Origin of the sequence: Salmonella sp. 2020_1459, assembly GCF_043847915.1 — a bacterium.
Taxonomy (GTDB): Bacteria; Pseudomonadota; Gammaproteobacteria; order Enterobacterales; family Enterobacteriaceae; genus Salmonella; species Salmonella enterica.
Genome location: NZ_JBCMFA010000001.1, coordinates 686,943 through 708,733, shown reverse-complemented (window position 1 = coordinate 708,733; position 21,791 = coordinate 686,943). Strand labels below are relative to the sequence as shown.

The following is a 21,791-nucleotide window of genomic DNA, read 5'->3' as shown; positions in this document are numbered from 1 at the left end:
TGTCGGCCTTTTTCAGAATAACGCTGACGAACTCTTACGGTTCAGACATTTACGCATTCCGCTTTCGCTTATATACTCGGGACTTTGCTAACAGCAACCAGACGGATTACATGTATCAACCTGTCGCTCTATTCATCGGCCTGCGTTACATGCGCGGGCGTGCAGCAGATCGCTTCGGTCGCTTCGTTTCCTGGCTTTCCACTATCGGCATTACCCTGGGGGTGATGGCGCTGGTCACGGTATTGTCGGTGATGAACGGTTTTGAGCGCGAACTGCAAAATAACATTCTTGGTTTGATGCCTCAGGCCATCCTCTCTGCTGAACATGGCTCTCTTAACCCGAATCAGATGCCGGAAAAAGCGGTGAATCTGCAAGGCGTTAACCGTATTGCGCCGCTGACGACGGGCGATGTCGTACTGCAAAGCGCGCGTAGCGTTGCGGTTGGCGTGATGTTGGGTATCGATCCGGCGCAAAAAGATCCGTTAACGCCGTATCTGGTCAATGTGAAGCAAAGCGAATTACAGCCGGGTAAGTATAATGTCATCCTCGGCGAGCAGCTCGCCGGACAGTTAGGGGTCAACCGTGGCGATCAGATTCGGCTAATGGTGCCATCTGCCAGCCAGTTTACGCCAATGGGACGCCTGCCCAGCCAGCGTCTGTTTACGGTGATTGGCACATTTGCCGCCAATAGCGAGGTCGATGGCTATGAAATGCTGGTCAATATTCAGGACGCGTCGCGTTTAATGCGCTATCCGGCAGGCAATATTACCGGCTGGCGTCTGTGGCTGGATGAACCGCTGCAAGTCGATACCCTCAGTCAACAGACGCTGCCGCAAGGCACGAAGTGGCAGGACTGGCGCGAACGCAAAGGCGAGTTGTTCCAGGCTGTGCGCATGGAAAAGAACATGATGGGATTGTTGCTGAGTCTCATCGTGGCAGTCGCGGCTTTTAACATTATTACTTCGTTGGGCCTGATGGTCATGGAGAAGCAGGGCGAAGTGGCGATTTTACAAACTCAAGGGCTGACGCCGCGACAAATTATGATGGTCTTTATGGTGCAGGGCGCCAGCGCCGGGATTATTGGCGCGCTGTTGGGCGCTGCGCTGGGCGCATTGCTTGCCAGTCAACTGAATAACCTGATGCCGATCATCGGCGCGTTTCTGGATGGCGCTGCGTTGCCCGTGGCGATAGAGCCGTTACAGGTGATCGTTATCGCGCTGGTGGCAATGGCCATCGCGCTGCTTTCTACGCTTTATCCTTCCTGGCGCGCTGCCGCCACTCAACCCGCTGAGGCTTTACGTTATGAATAAGATCCTGTTGCAATGCGACAACCTGTGCAAACGCTATCAGGAAGGCACCGTACAAACCGACGTGTTGCACGATGTCAGCTTCAGTATCGGCGAAGGCGAAATGATGGCGATCGTCGGCAGTTCCGGTTCGGGTAAAAGTACGTTGCTGCATCTGTTAGGCGGGCTGGATACGCCCACCTCCGGCGATGTGATTTTTAGCGGCCAGCCGATGAGCAAACTCTCTTCTGCGGCGAAAGCGGAATTACGTAACCAGAAACTGGGGTTTATCTATCAGTTTCATCATCTCCTGCCGGATTTTACGGCGCTGGAAAACGTGGCGATGCCATTATTGATTGGCAAAAAGAAACCGGCGGAGATTGACGCTCGGGCGCGAGAAATGCTGCACGCCGTAGGGCTGGAGCATCGCGCAACCCATCGACCTTCGGAACTTTCCGGCGGTGAGCGCCAGCGTGTCGCGATAGCGCGCGCGTTGGTGAATAACCCGCGTCTGGTACTGGCGGATGAGCCGACCGGTAATCTGGATGCGCGTAATGCCGACAGTATTTTTGAGCTTCTGGGCGAGTTAAATCGTCTGCAGGGAACCGCGTTTCTGGTGGTGACTCACGATTTGCAACTGGCGAAACGTATGAGCCGCCAGCTTGAGATGCGCGATGGCCGCCTGACGGCGGAACTGAGCCTGATGGGGGCTGAGTAATGGCGTCGCCTTTATCATTGTTAATTGGCTTGCGCTTCAGCCGTGGGCGGCGGCGCGGCGGTATGGTTTCGCTCATTTCCGTCATTTCTACCATCGGTATCGCGCTGGGCGTGGCGGTATTGATTGTCGGTTTAAGCGCGATGAACGGTTTCGAACGCGAGTTGAATAACCGTATTCTGGCGGTGGTTCCGCACGGGGAGATTGAAGCGGTCAATCAGCCGTGGACCAACTGGCGTGAAGCGCTGGCAAAAGTGCAGAAGGTGCCGGGCATTGCCGCCGCCGCGCCGTATATCAATTTTACCGGCCTGGTAGAGAGCGGGGCGAATTTGCGCGCCATTCAGGTTAAAGGCGTCGACCCTAAGCAAGAGCAGCAGCTTAGCGCGTTACCGTCATTTGTGCAAAATCACGCCTGGGATCATTTCAAAGCGGGCGAACAGCAGATCATTATCGGCAAAGGCGTCGCCGATGCGCTGAACGTGAAACAGGGCGACTGGGTGTCCATCATGATCCCCAATGCGAATGCCGACCATAAGCTGCTCCAGCCCAAACGCGTGCGTTTGCATGTCATCGGGATTCTGCAACTGAGCGGCCAGCTCGATCACAGCTTCGCCATGATCCCGCTTGAGGATGCGCAGCAGTATCTGGATATGGGGTCCAGCGTTTCCGGTATCGCGCTTAAAGTCCACGACGTGTTTAATGCGAACAAACTGGTGCGTGACGCGGGTGAAGTGACTAACAGCTATGTCTACATTAAGAGCTGGATCGGCACCTACGGCTATATGTATCGCGATATCCAGATGATTCGCGCCATTATGTATCTGGCGATGATTCTGGTGATCGGCGTGGCCTGTTTTAATATCGTTTCCACCTTAGTGATGGCGGTAAAAGACAAAAGCGGCGACATTGCGGTATTAAGAACGCTGGGGGCGAAAGATGGTTTGATTCGTGCCATTTTCGTCTGGTACGGGCTACTGGCGGGCTTGCTGGGCAGCTTGATTGGCGTGGCGATCGGCGTTGTCGTTTCGCTTCAGCTTACCGCCATTATTAATGGGATTGAAAAGGAGATCGGGCATCAGTTTTTGTCCGGCGATATCTATTTTATCGACTTCCTGCCATCCGAATTACATTGGCTGGACGTTGTTTACGTACTGGTCACGGCGTTGTTGTTAAGCTTACTGGCGAGCTGGTATCCGGCGCGGCGGGCGAGCAACATTGACCCTGCGCGAGTATTGAGCGGGCAGTAATCGCGGAATATAAAAACAAGGAGCGGTGATGTATTACGGGTTTGACATTGGCGGAACAAAGATTGCGTTAGGCGTATTTGACTCAACGCGGCGGCTGCAGTGGGAAAAACGGGTTCCCACGCCCCATACCAGCTATAGCGCCTTTTTAGACGCCGTATGCGAACTGGTCGCGGAAGCCGACCAGCGATTTGGCGTAAAAGGGTCGGTAGGGATTGGCATACCCGGTATGCCGGAAACCGAAGACGGCACGCTGTACGCCGCGAATGTCCCGGCAGCCAGCGGTAAGCCGTTGCGCGCCGATCTCAGCGCCCGACTGGATCGCGATGTGCGTCTGGACAATGACGCTAACTGTTTTGCCTTGTCCGAAGCCTGGGATGATGAATTCACGCAATATCCTTTGGTTATGGGGCTTATCCTCGGCACCGGCGTCGGCGGTGGCCTGGTGCTAAACGGGAAGCCGATTACCGGTCAGAGCTATATCACCGGCGAGTTTGGCCATATGCGTTTGCCGGTTGACGCGCTAACGTTGATGGGGTTTGATTTTCCTCTCCGCCGTTGTGGATGCGGTCAGATGGGCTGCATTGAGAATTATCTGTCCGGGCGCGGGTTTGCGTGGCTATATCAGCATTATTATGATCAATCGCTGCAGGCGCCGGAGATTATCGCGTTGTGGGAGCAGGGCGATGAGCAGGCGCACGCGCATGTTGAGCGCTATCTGGATTTACTGGCGGTTTGTCTGGGGAATATACTGACGATTGTCGATCCCGATTTATTGGTGATCGGCGGCGGACTATCGAACTTTACGGCAATAACAACGCAACTGGCGGAAAGACTGCCGCGCCATCTCCTCCCTGTTGCCCGCGCGCCGCGCATTGAGCGTGCGCGGCATGGGGATGCAGGTGGGATGCGCGGTGCTGCTTTTTTACATCTTACCGACTAATCAAAAAAAGAGGTTGTTATGCAGTCGCGTCGGTTTCATCGATTAAGCCGCTTTCGTAAAAATAAACGTCTGTTGCGTGAACGTCTGCGCCAGCGGATCTTTTTCAGAGACAGAGTGGTGCCGGAAATGATGGAAAACCCAAGAGTATTAGTCCTTACAGGTGCAGGAATTTCTGCAGAGTCTGGTATTCGTACGTTTCGCGCGGCGGATGGCCTTTGGGAAGAGCATCGGGTTGAAGACGTGGCAACGCCGGAAGGATTCGCCCGTAATCCGGGGCTGGTGCAGACATTTTATAATGCCCGCCGTCAGCAGCTTCAACAGCCGGAAATACAACCCAATGCGGCGCATCTGGCGTTAGCGAAGCTTGAAGAAGCGCTTGGCGATCGCTTTTTGCTGGTGACGCAAAACATCGACAATTTGCATGAACGCGCGGGCAATCGCAACATCATTCATATGCATGGCGAGCTGTTGAAGGTGCGCTGTTCGCAAAGCGGCCAAATTCTGGAATGGAACGGCGATGTGATGCCGGAAGATAAATGTCACTGCTGCCAGTTCCCGGCGCCGCTACGTCCGCACGTGGTGTGGTTTGGCGAGATGCCGCTTGGCATGGATGAAATTTATATGGCGCTGTCGATGGCGGATATTTTTATCGCCATTGGCACATCCGGTCATGTCTATCCGGCTGCGGGGTTTGTGCATGAAGCAAAACTGCACGGCGCACATACGGTGGAACTGAATCTTGAGCCAAGCCAGGTCGGCAGCGAGTTTGAAGAGAAGCACTACGGCCCGGCAAGCCAGGTTGTGCCGGAATTTGTTGATAAATTCCTGAAAGGGCTGTAGTGCTGTTTGCCCGGTAACGCCTTATCCGGCCTACATTTCACGTTACGTTCATCTGTAGGCCCGACAGGCGCTTTGGCTGAATTAGCGTCCTGCTTTTAGCTTCTGATAATACTCTTCATAAATGGCGCTGGCGTCGCCGACATCGTTTTGCCACTCGCCTTTGCTGATGGTTTGCGCATCCGGATAGAGCGACTTATCATTGGCGACCTCCGGGCTTAACAGCTTACGCGCCGCCAGGTTGGGGGTAGGGTAGCCGATGGTTTCTGCCACCTCTTTCGCGACGTCAGGACGCAGCAGGAAGTTGATTAGCTTCAGCGCGCCCTCTTTATTTTTCGCGTTCGCCGGAATAGCCAGGCTGTCCATCCAGAAAATACCGCCTTCCTTCGGCCAGACGACCTCCAGCGGCGTGCCAGCCTGACGAGCAACGAAGGCCGAACCGTTCCACACCATCCCCAGATTGACTTCCCCTTCCATATACGGATTCGCCGGATTATCGGAGTTGAAGGCCGCTACGTTCGGCATCAGTTTTTTCAACTCTTCATATGCCGCTTCGATCTCTTTCGGATCGGTAGTGTTACCGGAATAACCTAGCTTGCGCAGCGCCATCTGGAAGACTTCTCGCGCATCGTCGGTTAAAAGCAGGCTGTTTTTATATTCCGGTTTCCACAAGTCAGCCCAGCTGGTAATGGTTTTTGGATCGATAGCATCGCTGTTCACGCCAATCGCCGTTGCGCCCCAGATATACGGAACAGAATAATCGTTGTTGGGGTCAAACGGTTTGTTGAGCATTTCCGGATCGAGGTTGTGGAAATTGGTTAATTTCGACTTATCGATCTTCTGGATCATGCCTTCTTTGCGCATTTTGTCGACATAGTATGTAGAAGGAACAACCAGGTCATACGCGCCATCTTTATAGGTTTTGAGTTTGGCATACATGGTTTCGTTCGACTCGTAGGTCGAATAAATCACCTTAATGCCAGTCTCTTTAGTGAACTGTTCCAGCAGGCCCGGCGGCACATACTCAGTCCAGTTATAGAAATAGAGCGTGTCGTTGTCGGAGGCATGAGCGGCACTCATACCCAGCGCCAGGGCGCCCGCCGCGAGCAGGTGGCGTGACCATTTTTTCATTTAACGTCCCCTGAATTACGGGCCTTATCGGCCCTTGGTTTTATCACGAGCAATAAGCTGGCTGGCAATGACCATTACCAGAGACAGCACCAATAAAACGGTCGCCAGCGCGTTCACTTCTGGTGAAACGCCGACTTTTACCATGGAATAAATCTTTAAGGGTAAAATTTCATAGCCCGGCCCGGTGACAAACGACGAGACCACTACATCGTCCATCGACAACGTAAAGCTCAGCAACCAGCCCGCCGCCACCGCCGGCATCGCCAGCGGCAGAATGATTTTGCGTAAAATCGTTACCTCACTGGCCCCCAGGTCTTTTGCGGCTTCCAGCATTCTGACATCAAAGCCTTTCAGGCGCGAATAGACCGTGACGACCACAAACGGCAGGCTAAAGGTGATGTGCGAGAACAGCAACGACCAAAAGCCCAGTTGAATGCCGAGTAACATAAACAGCACCAGCAGGGAGATCGCCATCACGATATCCGGCGACATCATTACTACAAACAGCATCCCGCTGACGAATGGCTTCCCGCGAAAGCGGTAGCGATAAAGCGCCACCGCGGTTAACGAGCCAATCAACGTGGCGAAGGTCGCTGAAAAAATCGCCATCGTCAGTGAATGTTGAGCGGCCTGCAACAGACTGTCGTTATTGACCAGTAGTTCGTACCATTTAGTGGTAAAGCCCTGCCAGTTAATGCCGAACCGCGAACTGTTGAAGGAGTTCACGATCAGAATAATGATGGGAATATACAGATACGCATAGATGGCAGTCATGAAACCGCCACGGAGCAGCCGACCGATCATTCAAGTTCCACCTTCTTATTCAGAGGATGGGGTGCTTTTAGAGTATTGAAAATGATCAATTTTTTCTCTTCTCCAAAATCTCTCCAAAACGTCTCGCGGTTATCAGCAGCCAGGAAGAAGCAAGCTGCCGCTTGAAGCCGCGAATTTTACAACAAATTGCCAGACGAGCGGGAAAAAAAGGCCATTTAAATGACTATTCTCATCCGATCCGGTCATATGCGGCATTATTGCGCCTGGCAAGAGGTTACTCTGTAGGCAAACAGGAAGTACGTGAGTAAACCCTGAACGTGACGTCTGAGAAAGCGTCGTCTGATTTTATAAAAAACAACATAAACAGCCGCTTTGTTGTTCTGAGCGAACGTGTAGCGTGGTTAACTGTTCTTCCGCCATTTTTTGTATAGCCTGGGGGTCTATTCTAAAAATGGCGTGAAAAACCTGATCAGAGATGGTTTCGACTATCTCAGCTAACATACTTTGGCTGGTGCTGGGATCCGTTACGAGGAACGCCTGAAACGTCTTATCCGCCAGTAAAACCTCTTTTACCATTTTTTCAATAGGTATGTGGGTATGCGGTGGTGGTATTTCAAGCTGTTTTAATCCACACATCGCCATTGTTTCTAAAAATGCGTTTTGCTGAGTACTTTCGGATATATTCGCATGCTGTAAAATGCGCGTTGTCTTTTCAATCCCAGACTGAATTTTCGCTGCCAGGTAGGTTGCCTTTTCTTGCGCTTTCCACCCATCTAAATGTCCTTTTCTCAATTCAGTATATAAATACCCCTCTATGTTGTCTAATGGAACCGATAATATCGGCGCGCCAGCAGGATTGAGACATAATGTCGAAGGGAGGGGGTAGTCTACGATTTCGCTATATCTTCTCTTAATCATGGCCGTCATTTGTGGATGCGATTTTAAAGTATCCGGGCGATTTTTCATTAAAAAATAAAGATTCCCCATGACTTCACAGCTAAAGGTATCGGTATTTTGAGTGATACGTAACAATTCGTTCTCTTCGTTTTGATCCATGATACGAAGAATCATGATGGCATCATTTTCATGAGGATTATAAACCTGAAATCTATCTCTTTGCGATGCGCAGGCTAACTCTTTCAACTCAAAAAAAATCTCTGTAAGCCGCTCTCGTGTGGGGGCGCGTTCGGCAAACAACATCTCATGTAGACAACGGTCCGCTTTTTCTTTGCCAGTAGAAAAAAAGAAGTCTTTAATTTTTTCCCATAAAACTTTCCACCATGCTTCTTTCGTATTCCTTGGGGAGTTGGTAAGGATTTCACTTTTTAAAAAACCATTCCCTATAGTAATCGGCATATTAATCTCACTTATACTGGAGTAAAAATGACTACATAATTGATTAAATCGACCCTTTTTATCTCAACTGCGGCCGCATCGGATGTAATATAATTTTTAAAAGAGACTGGCAATCAGTATAAAACCTGAGAGCTTCGCGTATAAACGCATTACTGTCTGTGATAGCGTCGCTACAGGTAAAAATAAAAGAAGGACTACCGCGGATGATGTTGTAGATTTGCAATACTGGCGGCAACTTCTTTCATGCGTTTTTTATGCCGAAGGCATGAAGTTTACCCTTGAATAAACTTCATGCCTGGATGCGTGTGGATTTGTTAGCGTTGCGCAATTAATCGCTTATATCACTCACCTTCTTATTCAATAAGCGGGAAGCCCGCCAGTAAATCAACAGCATGAGTCCCATCACAATGGTCAGCGTAATGCTGGTAGCCGCGCCAAACGGCCAATCGCGAATATTCAGGAACTGTACCTTAATGACGTTACCAATCAGCAGGTTTTTCGCGCCACCCATTAAATCGGAGACGTAGAACAGGCCCATTGCCGGTAGCATCACGAGCAGGCAACCGGCGACAATGCCCGGCATGGTTAATGGAATAATGATGCGGATGAACGTTTGCATTTTACTGGCGCCGAGATCGCGTGCGGCCTCCAGTAGTGGTTTGTCGAGCTTCTCAATGCTGGAGTAGAGCGGCATGACCATAAATGGCAGCAAAATGTAAACCAGGCCGATAATAACGGCGCTCGGGGTGAACATGATGCGAATCGGCGTATCAATCACGCCCAGCCACAGCAGGAATTCATTGAGATAACCTTTAGTGCTCAGGAATATTTTTAGCCCATAGATGCGGATCAGTGAGTTGGTCCAGAAAGGAACGATCAGCAAAAACAGCAATAACGGACGTATCTTTTCCGGTAACTTCGCCAGAAACCAGGCAAAAGGATAGCCCAGCACCAGGCAGGAGAGGGTGGCGATCAGCGCCATATTCAGAGAGTGCAGGAGCACTTCAAAATAGAGCGGATCGAGCAGGCGCGCGTAGTTATCCAGCGTAAAGACCATCTTGACGAAACTGGCGTCGTCACGGGTCAGAAAGCTGGTGCCAATGATCATCAGGTTGGGCAGAAAAACAAATAACACAAGCCAACCGACGATAGTGACAATCACTACATTCTGGAATTTACTTGTGTTCTTCATCAGCCAGTACGACCTCCCAGCTTTCTACCCAACTAATGGCCATTTTTTGGTCAAGTGAATGGTCGAAGTCAGGATCGTCTTCGTTGAAGAATTCGCTGACCATCACCATTTTGCCATTTTCCAGTTCAACCACCGACTCCAGCGTCATACCTTTATAATTGCGCTCGCGCACGTAGCCGATAAGCCCTTCGATGTGGTTATCATCGTTGATCTCTTCGACGCGTAGATCTTCCGGTCGCAGCAGGACGTTCAGTTTTTGGCCCGGTTCGACAGCGAAATTGACGTATATATTGCACTCCCGACCTTCTACGCTGGCGCGGACGCGCTGTTCATCAAGCCGTTCAATGACGGTTGCGTCAAAGCGGTTAATTTCGCCGATAAAACCGGCGACAAACAGGTTTTTTGGCTCTTCATAGATTTCACGCGGCGTGCCGTCTTGCTCAATCACGCCATTACGCATTACCACGATACGATCGGACATGGTGAGCGCTTCTTCCTGATCGTGAGTGACAAAAACAAACGTGATACCGAGTTTACGCTGTAATGCTTTAAGCTCGTTCTGCATTTGTTTGCGCAATTTATAGTCCAGCGCGGAGAGCGATTCGTCCAGTAATAACAGGCGAGGTTTATTCACCACCGCGCGAGCGATAGCCACACGCTGCTGCTGTCCGCCGGAAAGCTGGTGCGGTTTACGTTGTGCAAACTCTTCAAGCTGCACCATACGCAGCGCATCGGTCACGCGAGGCGCTATCTCGGCGGCTGGCGTTTTTTGCATCCGTAACCCAAACGCGACATTTTCAAACACCGTCATATGCGGAAATAAAGCGTAGCTTTGAAATACGGTATTTACATAACGATTTTCGGCGGGAACGTGGGTGATATCCTGGTTATCCAACATGATATGCCCGGCATCAACGGTTTCCAGGCCGGCAATCAGGCGAAGAACGGTTGTTTTACCGCAGCCGGAAGGGCCAAGCAGCGTGAGGAATTCGCCATTGTTAATGGTCAAATCCAGCTGTGAAATGACCTCTTTGCCATCGAAACTTTTGCTAATTCCCGACAAAAGCACCAGCGGTGAAAGCGAACGCGGTTGATTATTCAATTTCTTACTCTGTCCCATGTAAACGCAACGGATGGCTGACCGCTGCGGGGTTTGTGGTTAACCACCTTAATCACTCTTAATGAGGGCGGTCATTCTACGGCAAACCACTGTGATCGCCAATCCTTGTTGCGAATTACTGACTTAGCTTTATAGTCAGAAAGCGTGTCAAAGTGAAATATTCTTGTTTGCAGGGATAAAAGTGACCTGACGCAATATTTGTCTTTTCTTGCTTATTAATAATGTTGTCACGAAAAGTGAGGGTGACTGCATGGATAAACTACTTGAGCGTTTTTTACACTACGTATCGCTGGATACCCAATCAAAGTCGGGTGTTCGGCAGGTTCCCAGCACTGAGGGGCAGTGGAAGTTACTACGTTTGCTCAAACAGCAGCTCGAAGAGATGGGGCTGGTTAACATTACATTAAGTGAAAAAGGGACGTTGATGGCGACGCTCCCGGCCAATGTTGAGGGGGATATTCCCGCCATTGGTTTTATCTCCCATGTGGATACCTCTCCGGATTTCAGCGGTAAAAACGTTAACCCGCAGATTGTCGAGAATTATCGCGGCGGCGATATAGCATTAGGGATTGGCGATGAGGTGTTGTCACCCGTGATGTTCCCGGTACTGCATCAATTACTGGGACAGACGCTGATTACTACCGATGGTAAGACATTGCTGGGCGCGGACGATAAAGCCGGCGTTGCGGAGATCATGACCGCGCTGGCGGTGCTGAAAGGTAATCCTATTCCCCACGGTGAAATTAAAGTGGCGTTTACGCCTGACGAAGAGGTAGGGAAAGGCGCGAAGCACTTCGATGTTGAGGCCTTTGGCGCGCAGTGGGCCTATACGGTCGACGGCGGCGGCGTGGGCGAACTGGAGTTTGAAAACTTCAATGCCGCCTCGGTGAATATCAAAATCGTCGGCAATAACGTGCATCCCGGTACGGCAAAAGGCGTGATGGTCAATGCGCTGTCGTTGGCGGCGAGGATTCACGCGGAAGTGCCGGCGGATGAAGCGCCTGAAACCACCGAAGGTTACGAAGGGTTTTATCATCTGGCCAGCATGAAAGGCACCGTTGACCGGGCCGAAATGCACTACATCATTCGCGATTTCGACCGTAAGCAGTTTGAAGCGCGTAAACGCAAAATGATGGAGATTGCCAAAAAAGTCGGTAAGGGGCTGCATCCGGACTGCTATATCGAACTGGTGATTGAAGACAGTTATTACAATATGCGCGAAAAAGTAGTTGAACATCCGCATATTCTCGATATCGCCCAGCAGGCCATGCGCGACTGTCATATTACGCCGGAGATGAAACCGATTCGCGGCGGTACAGACGGGGCGCAACTGTCGTTTATGGGTCTGCCATGTCCTAATCTCTTTACCGGCGGATATAACTATCATGGTAAACATGAGTTTGTGACGCTGGAGGGGATGGAAAAAGCGGTACAGGTGATTGTGCGTATCGCGGAGCTGACGGCTAAGCGCGGGCAGTAGCGAATGTTACGCATTGTGGTGAAGCGTTTTATTATTTATGGCGGGATATTTTCCGCCATAAATTTTTCTGCCTGGAGCGCCGAATATACGCCTTCCTGGTCCCAGCGCCAGCAACAATCTGCAGCATGTTTTATGACTGGCGATGAAACCTGCATGACGTTTATTGATGATGCGGTGAGGCTGGCCTCGCAGCAATATGGCAAACGCTCAATACAGCTTGTTCGTAGCCTGCTATTACAAAGCGATATTTATCAATGGCTGGGTAAACCGGAGTTAACGCCGCAAATGCTGCTGCGAGCGCGGGCAATAATGAAAACATTTCCGGCGGACACTTATCCGGGCGATCGGGCCGATATGTTTGAACACCTGGCGGCCTTTAATGTTTACAGTGACGATCGTTATATAGAGTATTCACCGACAGAGCAGTGGCGATACGAGATCAAGGTTGATTACCGTCAGCAGATAGCCTGGCAAGAGCAGGCATTAACGTGGCGTCTTAAAGACAAAAAGGCATCGACGGAAGCATTGGTTTATACCTTAAACAGGATGCGCGACGCTTATTCTGATGCGCTGGAAGAGCGGGATGTCGAATGTGATAGTGCGCGTAAAGCCTATTATTTGGCGAAGATAGACGCAACGGAGCGGCAGTGGCTGAGCGTTATTTTACGAGATAAAACCTGGGATAATCGTGAGCGCGTCGCCTCTTTTTTGCAGCAGAAAGCGGATATTGCTTATAATGCAGGGCATATTAGCGAGGCGATTAATGCGCTAAGTCAGGCGCTAAAAATTGAGCAAACGCTTTATGGCGCCGAATTCGGCGAAATGACGGTTGACAGCAATAATCTTGCTGGCTTTTATGCACAGGGCCATCATTATAAGGAAGCGAAAGATCTCTACCTTAAACTTATCGCGTATTACCAGAGCCGTTTAACGCCAATGGCGACGGTAATATCACGATTACGCTTTTATTTGCCCGAAAACATCGACCTGGACAGTACCTCCCTCTATCTCCCATTGCTGGCAGAATATAAACGTCGGCAGTCCGACGTATCAATGGTGTTGTATGGTATTTCGCTGCTTTATCAGAGTAATCAAGAACTTGAACAAGCAAAAGACTTTGCGGAACGCGCCTTTACGCTTGATGCCGTAGCTTATCCAGCAAAGATGCAGTATGAACGATTACAGCAACTGGCTAATATTGCCGAAGGTCTTGGAGATAACGCGCAGGCGCGGCGCTATCGGCAAATGTCATTTCGCCATCGAATGGCCCACTCGCTTTATCCGGGCGATCCGCAATATAACGATGTCGCCAACCCTGGCGGCGATCGTTGTGGATAGTTTGCGTCAGCCCGGCGGTCGCCGGGCATTGCGATATTCTTATCCTTCGAAGAACCAGTACCCGCTATTCACCAGCGCCGCCAGCATCGCGAGGAAGGACGGGTCTTCCAGCGCATCGCCGAAGTTTTCAGCGGTCAGTGCAATATGACTGGCGAGCGCCTCAAGAGCGGGGCGATGCGGAGAGTCTATTTTTTCGCCATTCGCATAGACCTCATCGCCGATACGCAATACGCGAAGCCCGCCGAGACGTACTAATACCTCGCCTTGCTTTAAGGCATCGTAAATTTCATCAGGCTGATACGGCGGCTCCGGCGGCGCAATATCCAGTTCGTGGCGTGACTGAGAGAGAAACTCGCCAAGCCACTGTTGGAAATGCGCGGGTTGATTGATCAAATCGAGCATCATATTACGCAGTTTATCCATCTCCTGCGGCAGGATATCCGCCGGATGCTTGCGGGACGGCATATCCGGATCGCTGTAGTATGTATTGCCCAACTCCCGTTGCAGGACGTAATCGGCAAAACCGCTGATCAGCTCACGGCTATTGGGCGCGCGAAAACCGACCGAATAGTTCATGGCGTTTTCCAGCGCATAGCCTTCATGCGGGAATCCTGGCGGAATATACAGAATGTCGCCCGGCTCCAGCTCTTCATCAATAATGGCCTCGAACGGATCGACTTGTAACAGGTCGGGATGTGGGCAGTGCTGACGCATTTGCAGCTTTTCGCCCACGCGCCAGCGACGGCGACCGGTTCCCTGGATAATAAACACATCATACTGATCCAGATGCGGGCCAACGCCGCCGCCGGGGACGGAAAAGGAGATCATCAGATCGTCGATACGCCAGTCCGGCAGAGCGCGGAACGGGCGCATCAAGGCGGCGGTGGGTTCGTGCCAGTGGTTTACCGCCTGTACCAGCAGCGACCAGTTGCTCTCACCCAGATGATCGTAGCTTTCGAAAGGGCCATGGCTGACCTGCCATTTGCCATCCTGATGGCTAACGAGACGGCTGTCGATTTCGCTTTCCATCGCCAGCCCCGCCAGCTCATCCGGCGAGAGCGGATCGATAAAGTTGCTAAACCCACGTTTTAAGACCACCGGGCGTTTTTGCCAGTGGCGTTCAAGAAAGTCGGGCCAGTTAAGAGTTAATTGGTATTCCATGTTAAGTATCCGCAGGCTGGTATCTGACACCGATTATAACGGATGCTTAACGAGATGCGTGGAAGAACGCACAGAAATGTTTATTCCTCTTTCTGTGTGGGGTGCTGTCGGCCAAAAACGACCTCCATACGGGCACCGCCGAGCAGACTGTCGCTGGCAATGATCTGCCCGGCGTATTGTTCCGTAATCTCGCGCGCGACAGCCAGCCCCACGCCTTGTCCTGGTCGTAGGGTATCGGCGCGCTGACCGCGATCAAACACCAGGGATCGTTTACTGTGGGGAATGCCTGGGCCATCATCTTCGACGAAAATATGCAAATGATCGTCGGTCTGGCGAGCCGAAATCTCGACAAACTCCAGACAATATTTACAAGCGTTGTCCAGTACGTTGCCCATTACTTCGACAAAGTCGTTTTGCTCGCCGACAAAACTGATCTCTGGTGAAATATCCATACTGATATTCACCCCTTTACGCTGATAAACTTTATTGAGCGCGGAGATCAGGTTATCTAACAACGGCGCGACGGGATGCAGTTCGCGGCTTAACAATACGCCGCTACCGCGCATACTGGCGCGATGCAGATAATAGCCGATCTGCTGGGAAATCCGGCTGATCTGTTCCAGCATCACCGGTTCAGCTTTGCTGACGCTCATCTTTTCGTTGCGTAAAGAGCGTAACGTACTCTGCAAAACCGCGAGCGGCGTTTTTAAACTGTGCGTCAGGTCGGTCAGGGTCGTGCGGTATTTGTTATAACGTTCACGCTCGCTTTTGAGCAGTTGATTAAGGTTGCGCACAAGGCTGGTCAGCTCACGCGTCGTCTCCGGATTGAGCATTTCGCGGTGATGATCTTCAAGCTCGCGGACTTCCCGCGCCAGCGCCTCGATAGGGCGTAAGCTCCACCAGGCGGCGATCCACAGTAAAGGAATGACTAACAGTAAATTGGCGGCCAGCACGTATACGAACCAGCTCCACACCATATAGGAGCGTTTTAGTTCTATCGGAATGGTATCGACCACCACGATGGTTAACTGCGGCATCCGCGCCGTGGCAGGATAAATATTTACCGCTACCGAGTGGGTCATCTCGGCATCATCGTCATCTTCACGTACTTCTTTGAGTTTTTCCTGCGCGGAATGATCCTCGCTCAACAGCGTGCTGGTAGCGTCTACGTTGGTTTCAATTTCATGGAAGCCGTTCGTTTTTAACCATTCCGGTTGAATGCTTTTAATCAGCCAGGGGATGTTGCGCTGCGTCCATAATAATTTGCCCGTTTCATCGTAAATCAGCGTCATGGTCGGGCTTTGCATGTCCAGATTTTCAGGCAGCTCAACGCTGATTTTATTATTTTCCCATTTGGCGAGGGTGTAAAACAGGTTGCTTTCGCCGCGCAGCAGACGAAAGGTGGTTTTATCAAAACTTACGCTATAGCCGACCAGCGCCACTATGCCATATGCCAAAGAAAGCACCAGCACGACGCCGGCTGTCGCCAGCAAAAAACGAACCCGCAGCGACAGCGGCAGAAAATGGCGAGCAAATTTATTCATTAGCGCAATTCAAAAAGATATCCTTGTCCGCGTACGGTGGTAATGACATCGTGCGGATACTGGGCCTGTATTTTTTTCCGCAGACGCCCCATGAGAACATCAATGGTATGACTTTCCCGCAGTTCCGCATCCGGATACAGCTGAAGCATCAGCGAATCTTTGCTGACCACTTTACCGTTGTTACGGATAAGCGTTTCCATAATGGTGTATTCGAACGCCGTGAGTTTGATGACCTCTTCATTGACGGATAATTCCCGGCGTGAGAGATCCACCTGGAACGGCGGGATGTTGATCACCTGGGAGGCCAGACCGCTATTACGGCGCATTAACGCCTGCATACGCGCCATTACCTCTTCGATGTGGAATGGCTTCGTCACGTAGTCATCGGCCCCGGAGCTGAGAACCTCGACTTTATCCTGCCAGCCTTCGCGCGCGGTTAACACCAGAACCGGCAGTGAAACATCACTGCTGCGCCAGCGGCGTATTAAGGAAAGGCCGTCTTCATCCGGCAGACCTAAATCGACAATAGCGATATCCGGAAGGTGTTCATTAAGGTAGTAATCAGCTTCCCTGGCATCTTCTGCGGCATCGACCTGGTGACCTGAATCCTGGAGCTGAACCTTCAGGTGGTGGCGTAATAATGCATTATCCTCTACAACCAGTACGCGCATCATCTCTTCTCCCTTGTGTTAACAATAAGAACAGTCTAGCGTTGATTATGGTGCTTTGGGGATAAACAGTTAATAAACCAGACAAATAGTCACCCTCTTTCTGAAGAAAAGAGGGTGAGGCAGGCATTATTTAAGTTCGTCGACCAGAGTCACAGCGCGACCGATATAATTTGCCGGCGTCATGGCTTTAAGGCGCGTTTTTTCTGCTTCCGGCAGGGCCAGACTATCAATAAACTGTTTCATTCCTTCGGCATCAACACGCTTGCCACGGGTCAACTCTTTCAGTTTTTCATATGGTTTTTCAATACCATAGCGGCGCATGACGGTCTGGATCGGTTCGGCTAATACTTCCCAGTTGTGATCCAGTTCGTCAAGCAGATGATCGCGGTTTACTTCCAGCTTGCTGACGCCCTTCAGGGTGGACTGATAAGCGATAAGCGCATAGCCGATGCCGACACCCAGGTTACGCAGGACGGTTGAGTCGGTCAGATCGCGCTGCCAGCGGGAAACCGGCAGTTTGTTTGCCAGATGGTGCAACACTGCGTTAGACAGACCGAGGTTGCCTTCTGAGTTTTCAAAGTCAATGGGGTTAACTTTATGCGGCATGGTAGAAGAACCGATCTCCCCGGCGATGGTTTTCTGTTTGAAATGGTTCAACGCAATATAGCCCCAGACATCGCGATCGAAATCGATCAGGATGGTGTTAAAGCGCGCGATACAGTCAAACAGTTCCGCAATATAATCATGCGGTTCAATCTGGGTGGTGTAAGGATTCCACTGGATGCCCAGCGAGGTGACGAACTCTTCGCTGAACTGATGCCAGTCAACTTCCGGATAGGCGGCGATATGCGCGTTATAGTTGCCTACGGCGCCGTTGATTTTACCGAGGATCTCCACCTGGTTGAGCTGGCGGAACTGACGCTCCATTCTATACGCCACGTTCGCCATCTCTTTACCCAGAGTGGAAGGCGTTGCCGGCTGGCCGTGGGTGCGGGAGAGCAGAGGAATGTCGCGATACTGCGTGGCGAGATCTTTAACCGCGTTAATCACCTGACGCCAGTAAGGCAGGATCACTTCATCGCGCGCGGTTTTGAGCATTAACGCGTGCGACAGGTTGTTAATGTCCTCAGAAGTGCAGGCAAAGTGGATAAATTCGGAAACGTCATGTAGCGCCGGGATCGCGGCGACTTTTTCTTTCAGAAAATACTCAACCGCTTTCACATCGTGATTCGTGGTGCGCTCAATGGTTTTAATGCGCGCGGCATCTTCTTCATTGAAGTTTGCAACAAGCGTATCCAGGTAACCGTTTGCGTCGGCAGCAAAAGCAGGAACTTCCTTGATCGCTGCGTGCGCGGCTAATTTCTGCAGCCAACGTACTTCGACTTGTACACGAAATTTCAGCAAACCGTATTCGCTAAAAATTCCGCGCAGCGCGCTGACTTTATCGCCGTAGCGTCCATCGACAGGGGAAACGGCGGTCAGTGAGGATAATTCCATAGATCATAACTCCGGGGTTAAATGAGCAAGAATTTGTTTTGCCTGAGTCGTCAGGCGATGACGAGAAAACATAAGCTGTAGGCGACCACCGCCTACCTGATGCCAGAGCACGGCTGCACGGATGCCTGCCAGTAGCGAGGCGCGGACTTTGGCCTGCACCTGCGGACTTTGCAGAACGGCCGGGGAGCCCGTCACCTGAATGCGCGGGCCCAATGGGCTAATCACATCCACGTAGATGCCCGCCATGGCGCTCATTAACGTGTCTGACTGTAAATCAAAATGGTCAAGCTGGCGCTGCAGGCCGTTAATGCGATCGCCTAACGTATTCAACGCGCCTTTGGCGGATGACAGCTTGCGCTCCAGCACCATCAGGCTAAGCGTATAACGCGTCAGTTCGGCGTTAAGTCCTTGTCGGCTGCTGGCATTCAGCACGCCGAGCAGTGTTTCCAGACCAAGACGCAGGTTAGCTTCGCTGCCGCCGAACACGCCCAGAGTAGAACTGGGATTCATATCAATGACACTGTTGAGTGAAACGTGCAACGCGTCGGCATCACAGTGCCCCTGGTGCGCCAGTTGTTGTACCAGGCGTGCCGACTGGCAAATGCCAGACAGCGCGAGGGTGATGTCATAATAATTCTTTGCCACAATCACTGCTTCCTTGTATCAAATAAAATACACTTCATCTTTTAAGCCGCTTTGAGGCGACTTGAATGGTGTTGTGTATTGAATAATCAGACCGTCAGCGGCAGTCGCTGCTCGATAATGCCGCCGCCCAGGCAGACTTCGCCGCTGTAAAAGACAGCGGACTGGCCCGGCGTAACGGCGGCAACCGGCTCGTCAAAAATGACCTCGATACGATCGTCATTCAGCGCGTTAATCGTGCACGGAATATCGGTCTGGCGGTAGCGGGTTTTTACCGTACAGCGCAGGGTGCCGGTGAACGGTTCGCGATCGACCCAATGTAGCTGCTGGGCGATGAGGCCTACCGACATCAGGCGTGGGTGCTCATGCCCCTGGGCGACAATTAACACATTGTTTTCAACGTCTTTATCCACTACATACCAGGGGTCTTCGCTACCGTCTTTGGTGCCGCCGATTCCCAGCCCTTTACGCTGACCGAGCGTATGATACATCAGACCCTGATGCTCGCCGATTTCATCGCCGTCAACGGTAATGATTTTCCCCGGCTGCGCAGGCAGATAGCGCCCTAAAAAGTCGCGGAATTTGCGCTCGCCGATAAAGCAGATACCGGTAGAATCTTTTTTCTTTGCGGTTACCAGCCCCAGATCTTCGGCGATTTTACGCACCTGCGGTTTTTCCAGCTCGCCAACCGGGAACAGACTTTGCGCAATCTGCTCATGGCCAAGCGTATAGAGGAAGTAGCTCTGATCTTTGTTACCGTCGAGCCCGCGCAACAACCGGCTTTTGCCGTTTACATCCGCGCGACGGACGTAGTGACCGGTGGCGATATAGTCGGCGCCTAAATCTTCTGCGGCAAATTCAAGGAAGGCTTTAAATTTGATCTCTTTATTGCACAGAATATCCGGATTCGGCGTACGGCCCGCTTTGTACTCTTCAAGGAACAGTTCAAAGACGTTATCCCAATATTCTGCGGCAAAATTAACGGTATGCAGTTCAATGCCAAGCTTGTCGCACACGGCCTGCGCGTCAGCCAGATCGGCTGCAGCGGTACAGTATTCCTCACCATCGTCCTCTTCCCAGTTCTTCATGAACAGGCCTTCTACCTGATAACCCTGTTGTTGCAACAGCCAGGCGGAAACGGAGGAATCGACACCGCCGGACATGCCGACGATCACTTTTTTTGGGCTTTCTGACATTGGAATACTCGCGACATTGAACTTCAAGGCGGCGTATTCTATCACGCAGCCCTTTACTTGACACCCTCTGTAAACGGCCAGTTAAATTCGCCCACTATAGATAAGGGGTAACGTTGTCCCGTTTGATAACTGCGAATGCTTTCAGCCACCAGCGGAGAACGTAAATTCGGCGCGTTCAGAATCTCGTCGGCGCTCACCCAACGGCAGCAATCGATGTCATTGTCATGGGGGTCGGTCGCGCAAATATGATCAAGCTTGATAGCGAATAAAAAGCGCAGGAACGGGGTTTTATCCGGCGCAATCCACTGATGCATACGGATAAAATACTGTGGTTGTGCCGTGATGCCAGTCTCTTCCCACAGTTCTCGCGCGGCGGCCTGCGCCAGCGTTTCATCTGCCTCCAGGTGTCCGGCAGGTTGATTCCATAACGATTTACCGTTGATGGTCTCTTCCACCACCAGAAATTTATCTTCGGCATGTACGATGCAGGCAACGGTCACGTGCGGCTTGAACATAGGCATCCTTATTAAAGCGGTTTATCAATGTGGTCATAGATCGCGTCAAGCTGTTTCAGACGCTCGTTATAAGCTTTTGTCAGGCAGGTGACATCGGCCTTGCACTGCTGACGCTGTTTAAGCCAGCTCTGCTGGGCGTCCTGCAGCGCGCCGCGACTGCCCATCGCGAACAACCCTTTTAGAAACTGATATTTGGTGTGCATTTCCACGTCTTTATCATTCAGCGTCAGGTGCGCGCAGATAGCCTTTTCATCCGCAGCCTGCGCTTTCTGGCAGTCGAAGCTGGCCGCATTAACGGATAACGGTGTTAATAAAGCAAAAGCAATGAGAAGCCGTTTCATCTGTCTTTCTCCTGTGCGATCTCGCACCACTGTCCATTATCGAGGCCGTTGAGCGTGTAGTCGCCCATGCTGTAACGAATTAATCGTAGAGTGGGATGACCGACATGCGCTGTCATGCGTCTTACCTGGCGGTTGCGGCCTTCATATAAGGTGACTTTTAGCCAACTGGTGGGAATATTCTTCCGTTCGCGAATCGGCGGGGTGCGCGGCCACAGCCAGTCAGGCTCCGCGACAATCTCAATACCGGCGGGCAGGGTAGGGCCATCGTTGAGCGTGACGCCAGTACGAAGCGCCTGCAGCGCTGCATTATCCGGGATGCCTTCTACCTGAACATAGTAAATCTTGCCGGTACGTTTGCCCGGTTGCGTGAGGCGCGCCTGCAGCGCGCCGTCATTAGTCAGCACCAAAAGCCCTTCGCTGTCGCGGTCTAGGCGGCCTGCGGCATAAACGCCTTGCACAGGAATAAAATCTTTTAACGTGCGGCGACCTGCTTCATCCGTGAACTGCGGCAACACATCGTAAGGTTTATTGAACAAAACCACGCGTTTTGGCTGGTTTTCTTTCCGTGATTTAGATGCTTGTCGTGAGCTGAATCGCTTAACGTAGTGATTTCTAAAAGAAGTTTTTTGCATGGTGTTTTCAGAACTTATTAATTGCCGCATTATAGCGCAATAATGAGTGTCTTTCATGGCGGCAAACAATAGGGTAGTATTGACATGCTCATTACAAAACATTAACAAAAAATTGCTCTAACGCAGTCGTGCAGCAGGACGCCATTGCACATGCAGCGCGATGACAGACGAGCAAA

Annotated in this window: 21 protein-coding genes; 7 read left to right on the top strand and 14 right to left on the bottom strand. The window is 51.4% G+C overall.

Annotated elements, in window-relative coordinates; all coding sequences use genetic code 11:
- Positions 1-110: 110 nt before the first annotated feature.
- From lolC to cobB, 5 genes are read left to right on the top strand one after another with little or no spacing between them, the layout of a single operon-like run.
- Complete coding sequence (gene lolC / locus ACH0VJ_RS03645; protein WP_001518787.1) at positions 111-1,310, top strand: lipoprotein-releasing ABC transporter permease subunit LolC; 1,200 nt, start codon at positions 111-113, stop codon at positions 1,308-1,310.
- On the top strand, positions 1,303-2,004 hold the full coding sequence (lolD, locus tag ACH0VJ_RS03640; RefSeq protein WP_001033714.1) for a lipoprotein-releasing ABC transporter ATP-binding protein LolD: 702 nt from the start codon (positions 1,303-1,305) through the stop codon (positions 2,002-2,004). The genes lolC and lolD overlap by 8 nt, the downstream gene beginning before the upstream one ends.
- On the top strand, positions 2,004-3,248 hold the full coding sequence (gene lolE / locus ACH0VJ_RS03635) for a lipoprotein-releasing ABC transporter permease subunit LolE (protein WP_000168092.1): 1,245 nt from the start codon (positions 2,004-2,006) through the stop codon (positions 3,246-3,248). The genes lolD and lolE overlap by 1 nt, the downstream gene beginning before the upstream one ends.
- A gap of 28 nt (positions 3,249-3,276) precedes the next feature.
- Positions 3,277-4,188 carry an N-acetylglucosamine kinase gene (gene nagK / locus ACH0VJ_RS03630; protein WP_000291330.1) on the top strand — a complete coding sequence of 304 codons (912 nt, stop codon included), beginning with the start codon at positions 3,277-3,279 and terminating at the stop codon, positions 4,186-4,188.
- Between the two features lie 18 nt (positions 4,189-4,206).
- The gene (gene cobB, locus ACH0VJ_RS03625; RefSeq protein ID WP_001191856.1) at positions 4,207-5,028 is read left to right on the top strand and encodes a Sir2 family NAD+-dependent deacetylase; all 822 of its coding nucleotides are present in this window, start codon (positions 4,207-4,209) and stop codon (positions 5,026-5,028) included.
- A gap of 81 nt (positions 5,029-5,109) precedes the next feature.
- Here the strand turns inward: cobB and potD are convergent, their stop codons facing one another.
- From potD to potA, 5 genes are all read right to left on the bottom strand, one after another.
- Positions 5,110-6,156 (bottom strand): spermidine/putrescine ABC transporter substrate-binding protein PotD, encoded by a 1,047-nt coding sequence (gene potD, locus ACH0VJ_RS03620; RefSeq protein ID WP_000759329.1) that lies wholly within the window; start codon positions 6,154-6,156, stop codon positions 5,110-5,112.
- Positions 6,157-6,180: 24 nt separating this feature from the next.
- Positions 6,181-6,960, bottom strand: a complete 780-nt coding sequence (potC, locus tag ACH0VJ_RS03615) for a spermidine/putrescine ABC transporter permease PotC (RefSeq protein WP_000580299.1) — start codon at positions 6,958-6,960, stop codon at positions 6,181-6,183.
- 315 nt (positions 6,961-7,275) lie between these two features.
- A complete protein-coding gene (gene sifA, locus ACH0VJ_RS03610; protein ID WP_001537495.1) occupies positions 7,276-8,286 on the bottom strand; it encodes an SPI-2 type III secretion system effector SifA in 1,011 nt (336 codons plus the stop codon).
- A 328-nt stretch (positions 8,287-8,614) separates the two neighbouring features.
- Positions 8,615-9,478, bottom strand: a complete 864-nt coding sequence (potB, locus tag ACH0VJ_RS03605; RefSeq protein WP_000799391.1) for a spermidine/putrescine ABC transporter permease PotB — start codon at positions 9,476-9,478, stop codon at positions 8,615-8,617.
- Positions 9,462-10,598 carry a spermidine/putrescine ABC transporter ATP-binding protein PotA gene (gene potA / locus ACH0VJ_RS03600; protein WP_000531607.1) on the bottom strand — a complete coding sequence of 379 codons (1,137 nt, stop codon included), beginning with the start codon at positions 10,596-10,598 and terminating at the stop codon, positions 9,462-9,464. Before potA ends, potB begins: the two co-directional genes overlap by 17 nt.
- A gap of 250 nt (positions 10,599-10,848) precedes the next feature.
- Here potA and pepT point away from each other — a divergent pair, with 250 nt between their 5' ends.
- The gene (gene pepT, locus ACH0VJ_RS03595; RefSeq protein ID WP_000359414.1) at positions 10,849-12,078 is read left to right on the top strand and encodes a peptidase T; all 1,230 of its coding nucleotides are present in this window, start codon (positions 10,849-10,851) and stop codon (positions 12,076-12,078) included.
- Positions 12,079-12,081: 3 nt separating this feature from the next.
- Complete coding sequence (locus ACH0VJ_RS03590) at positions 12,082-13,416, top strand: hypothetical protein (protein WP_000944536.1); 1,335 nt, start codon at positions 12,082-12,084, stop codon at positions 13,414-13,416.
- 39 nt (positions 13,417-13,455) lie between these two features.
- On the opposite strand, the gene roxA is transcribed toward ACH0VJ_RS03590, so the two are convergent.
- The 9 genes from roxA to rluE form a co-directional block, all read right to left on the bottom strand.
- Positions 13,456-14,577 carry a [50S ribosomal protein L16]-arginine 3-hydroxylase gene (gene roxA / locus ACH0VJ_RS03585; RefSeq protein ID WP_000456514.1) on the bottom strand — a complete coding sequence of 374 codons (1,122 nt, stop codon included), beginning with the start codon at positions 14,575-14,577 and terminating at the stop codon, positions 13,456-13,458.
- 80 nt (positions 14,578-14,657) lie between these two features.
- Positions 14,658-16,121 carry a two-component system sensor histidine kinase PhoQ gene (phoQ, locus tag ACH0VJ_RS03580; protein ID WP_001031687.1) on the bottom strand — a complete coding sequence of 488 codons (1,464 nt, stop codon included), beginning with the start codon at positions 16,119-16,121 and terminating at the stop codon, positions 14,658-14,660.
- A complete protein-coding gene (gene phoP / locus ACH0VJ_RS03575) occupies positions 16,121-16,792 on the bottom strand; it encodes a two-component system response regulator PhoP (protein ID WP_001537766.1) in 672 nt (223 codons plus the stop codon). Before phoP ends, phoQ begins: the two co-directional genes overlap by 1 nt.
- Positions 16,793-16,918: 126 nt before the next feature.
- Positions 16,919-18,289: an adenylosuccinate lyase gene (gene purB, locus ACH0VJ_RS03570; protein WP_000423763.1), complete on the bottom strand. Its 1,371-nt coding sequence runs from the start codon at positions 18,287-18,289 to the stop codon at positions 16,919-16,921.
- 3 nt (positions 18,290-18,292) lie between these two features.
- The gene (gene hflD / locus ACH0VJ_RS03565; protein ID WP_001519653.1) at positions 18,293-18,934 is read right to left on the bottom strand and encodes a high frequency lysogenization protein HflD; all 642 of its coding nucleotides are present in this window, start codon (positions 18,932-18,934) and stop codon (positions 18,293-18,295) included.
- Between the two features lie 86 nt (positions 18,935-19,020).
- Entirely contained in the window at positions 19,021-20,127 is a 1,107-nt protein-coding gene (gene mnmA, locus ACH0VJ_RS03560; RefSeq protein WP_000004541.1) for a tRNA 2-thiouridine(34) synthase MnmA, read from the bottom strand.
- A gap of 53 nt (positions 20,128-20,180) precedes the next feature.
- Positions 20,181-20,642, bottom strand: a complete 462-nt coding sequence (locus tag ACH0VJ_RS03555) for an NUDIX hydrolase (protein WP_000476066.1) — start codon at positions 20,640-20,642, stop codon at positions 20,181-20,183.
- An 11-nt stretch (positions 20,643-20,653) separates the two neighbouring features.
- Positions 20,654-20,983: a lysozyme inhibitor LprI family protein gene (locus ACH0VJ_RS03550; protein WP_000825956.1), complete on the bottom strand. Its 330-nt coding sequence runs from the start codon at positions 20,981-20,983 to the stop codon at positions 20,654-20,656.
- Positions 20,980-21,645 carry a 23S rRNA pseudouridine(2457) synthase RluE gene (gene rluE, locus ACH0VJ_RS03545; RefSeq protein WP_001249411.1) on the bottom strand — a complete coding sequence of 222 codons (666 nt, stop codon included), beginning with the start codon at positions 21,643-21,645 and terminating at the stop codon, positions 20,980-20,982. The genes ACH0VJ_RS03550 and rluE overlap by 4 nt, the downstream gene beginning before the upstream one ends.
- Between the last annotated feature and the right edge of the window lie 146 nt (positions 21,646-21,791).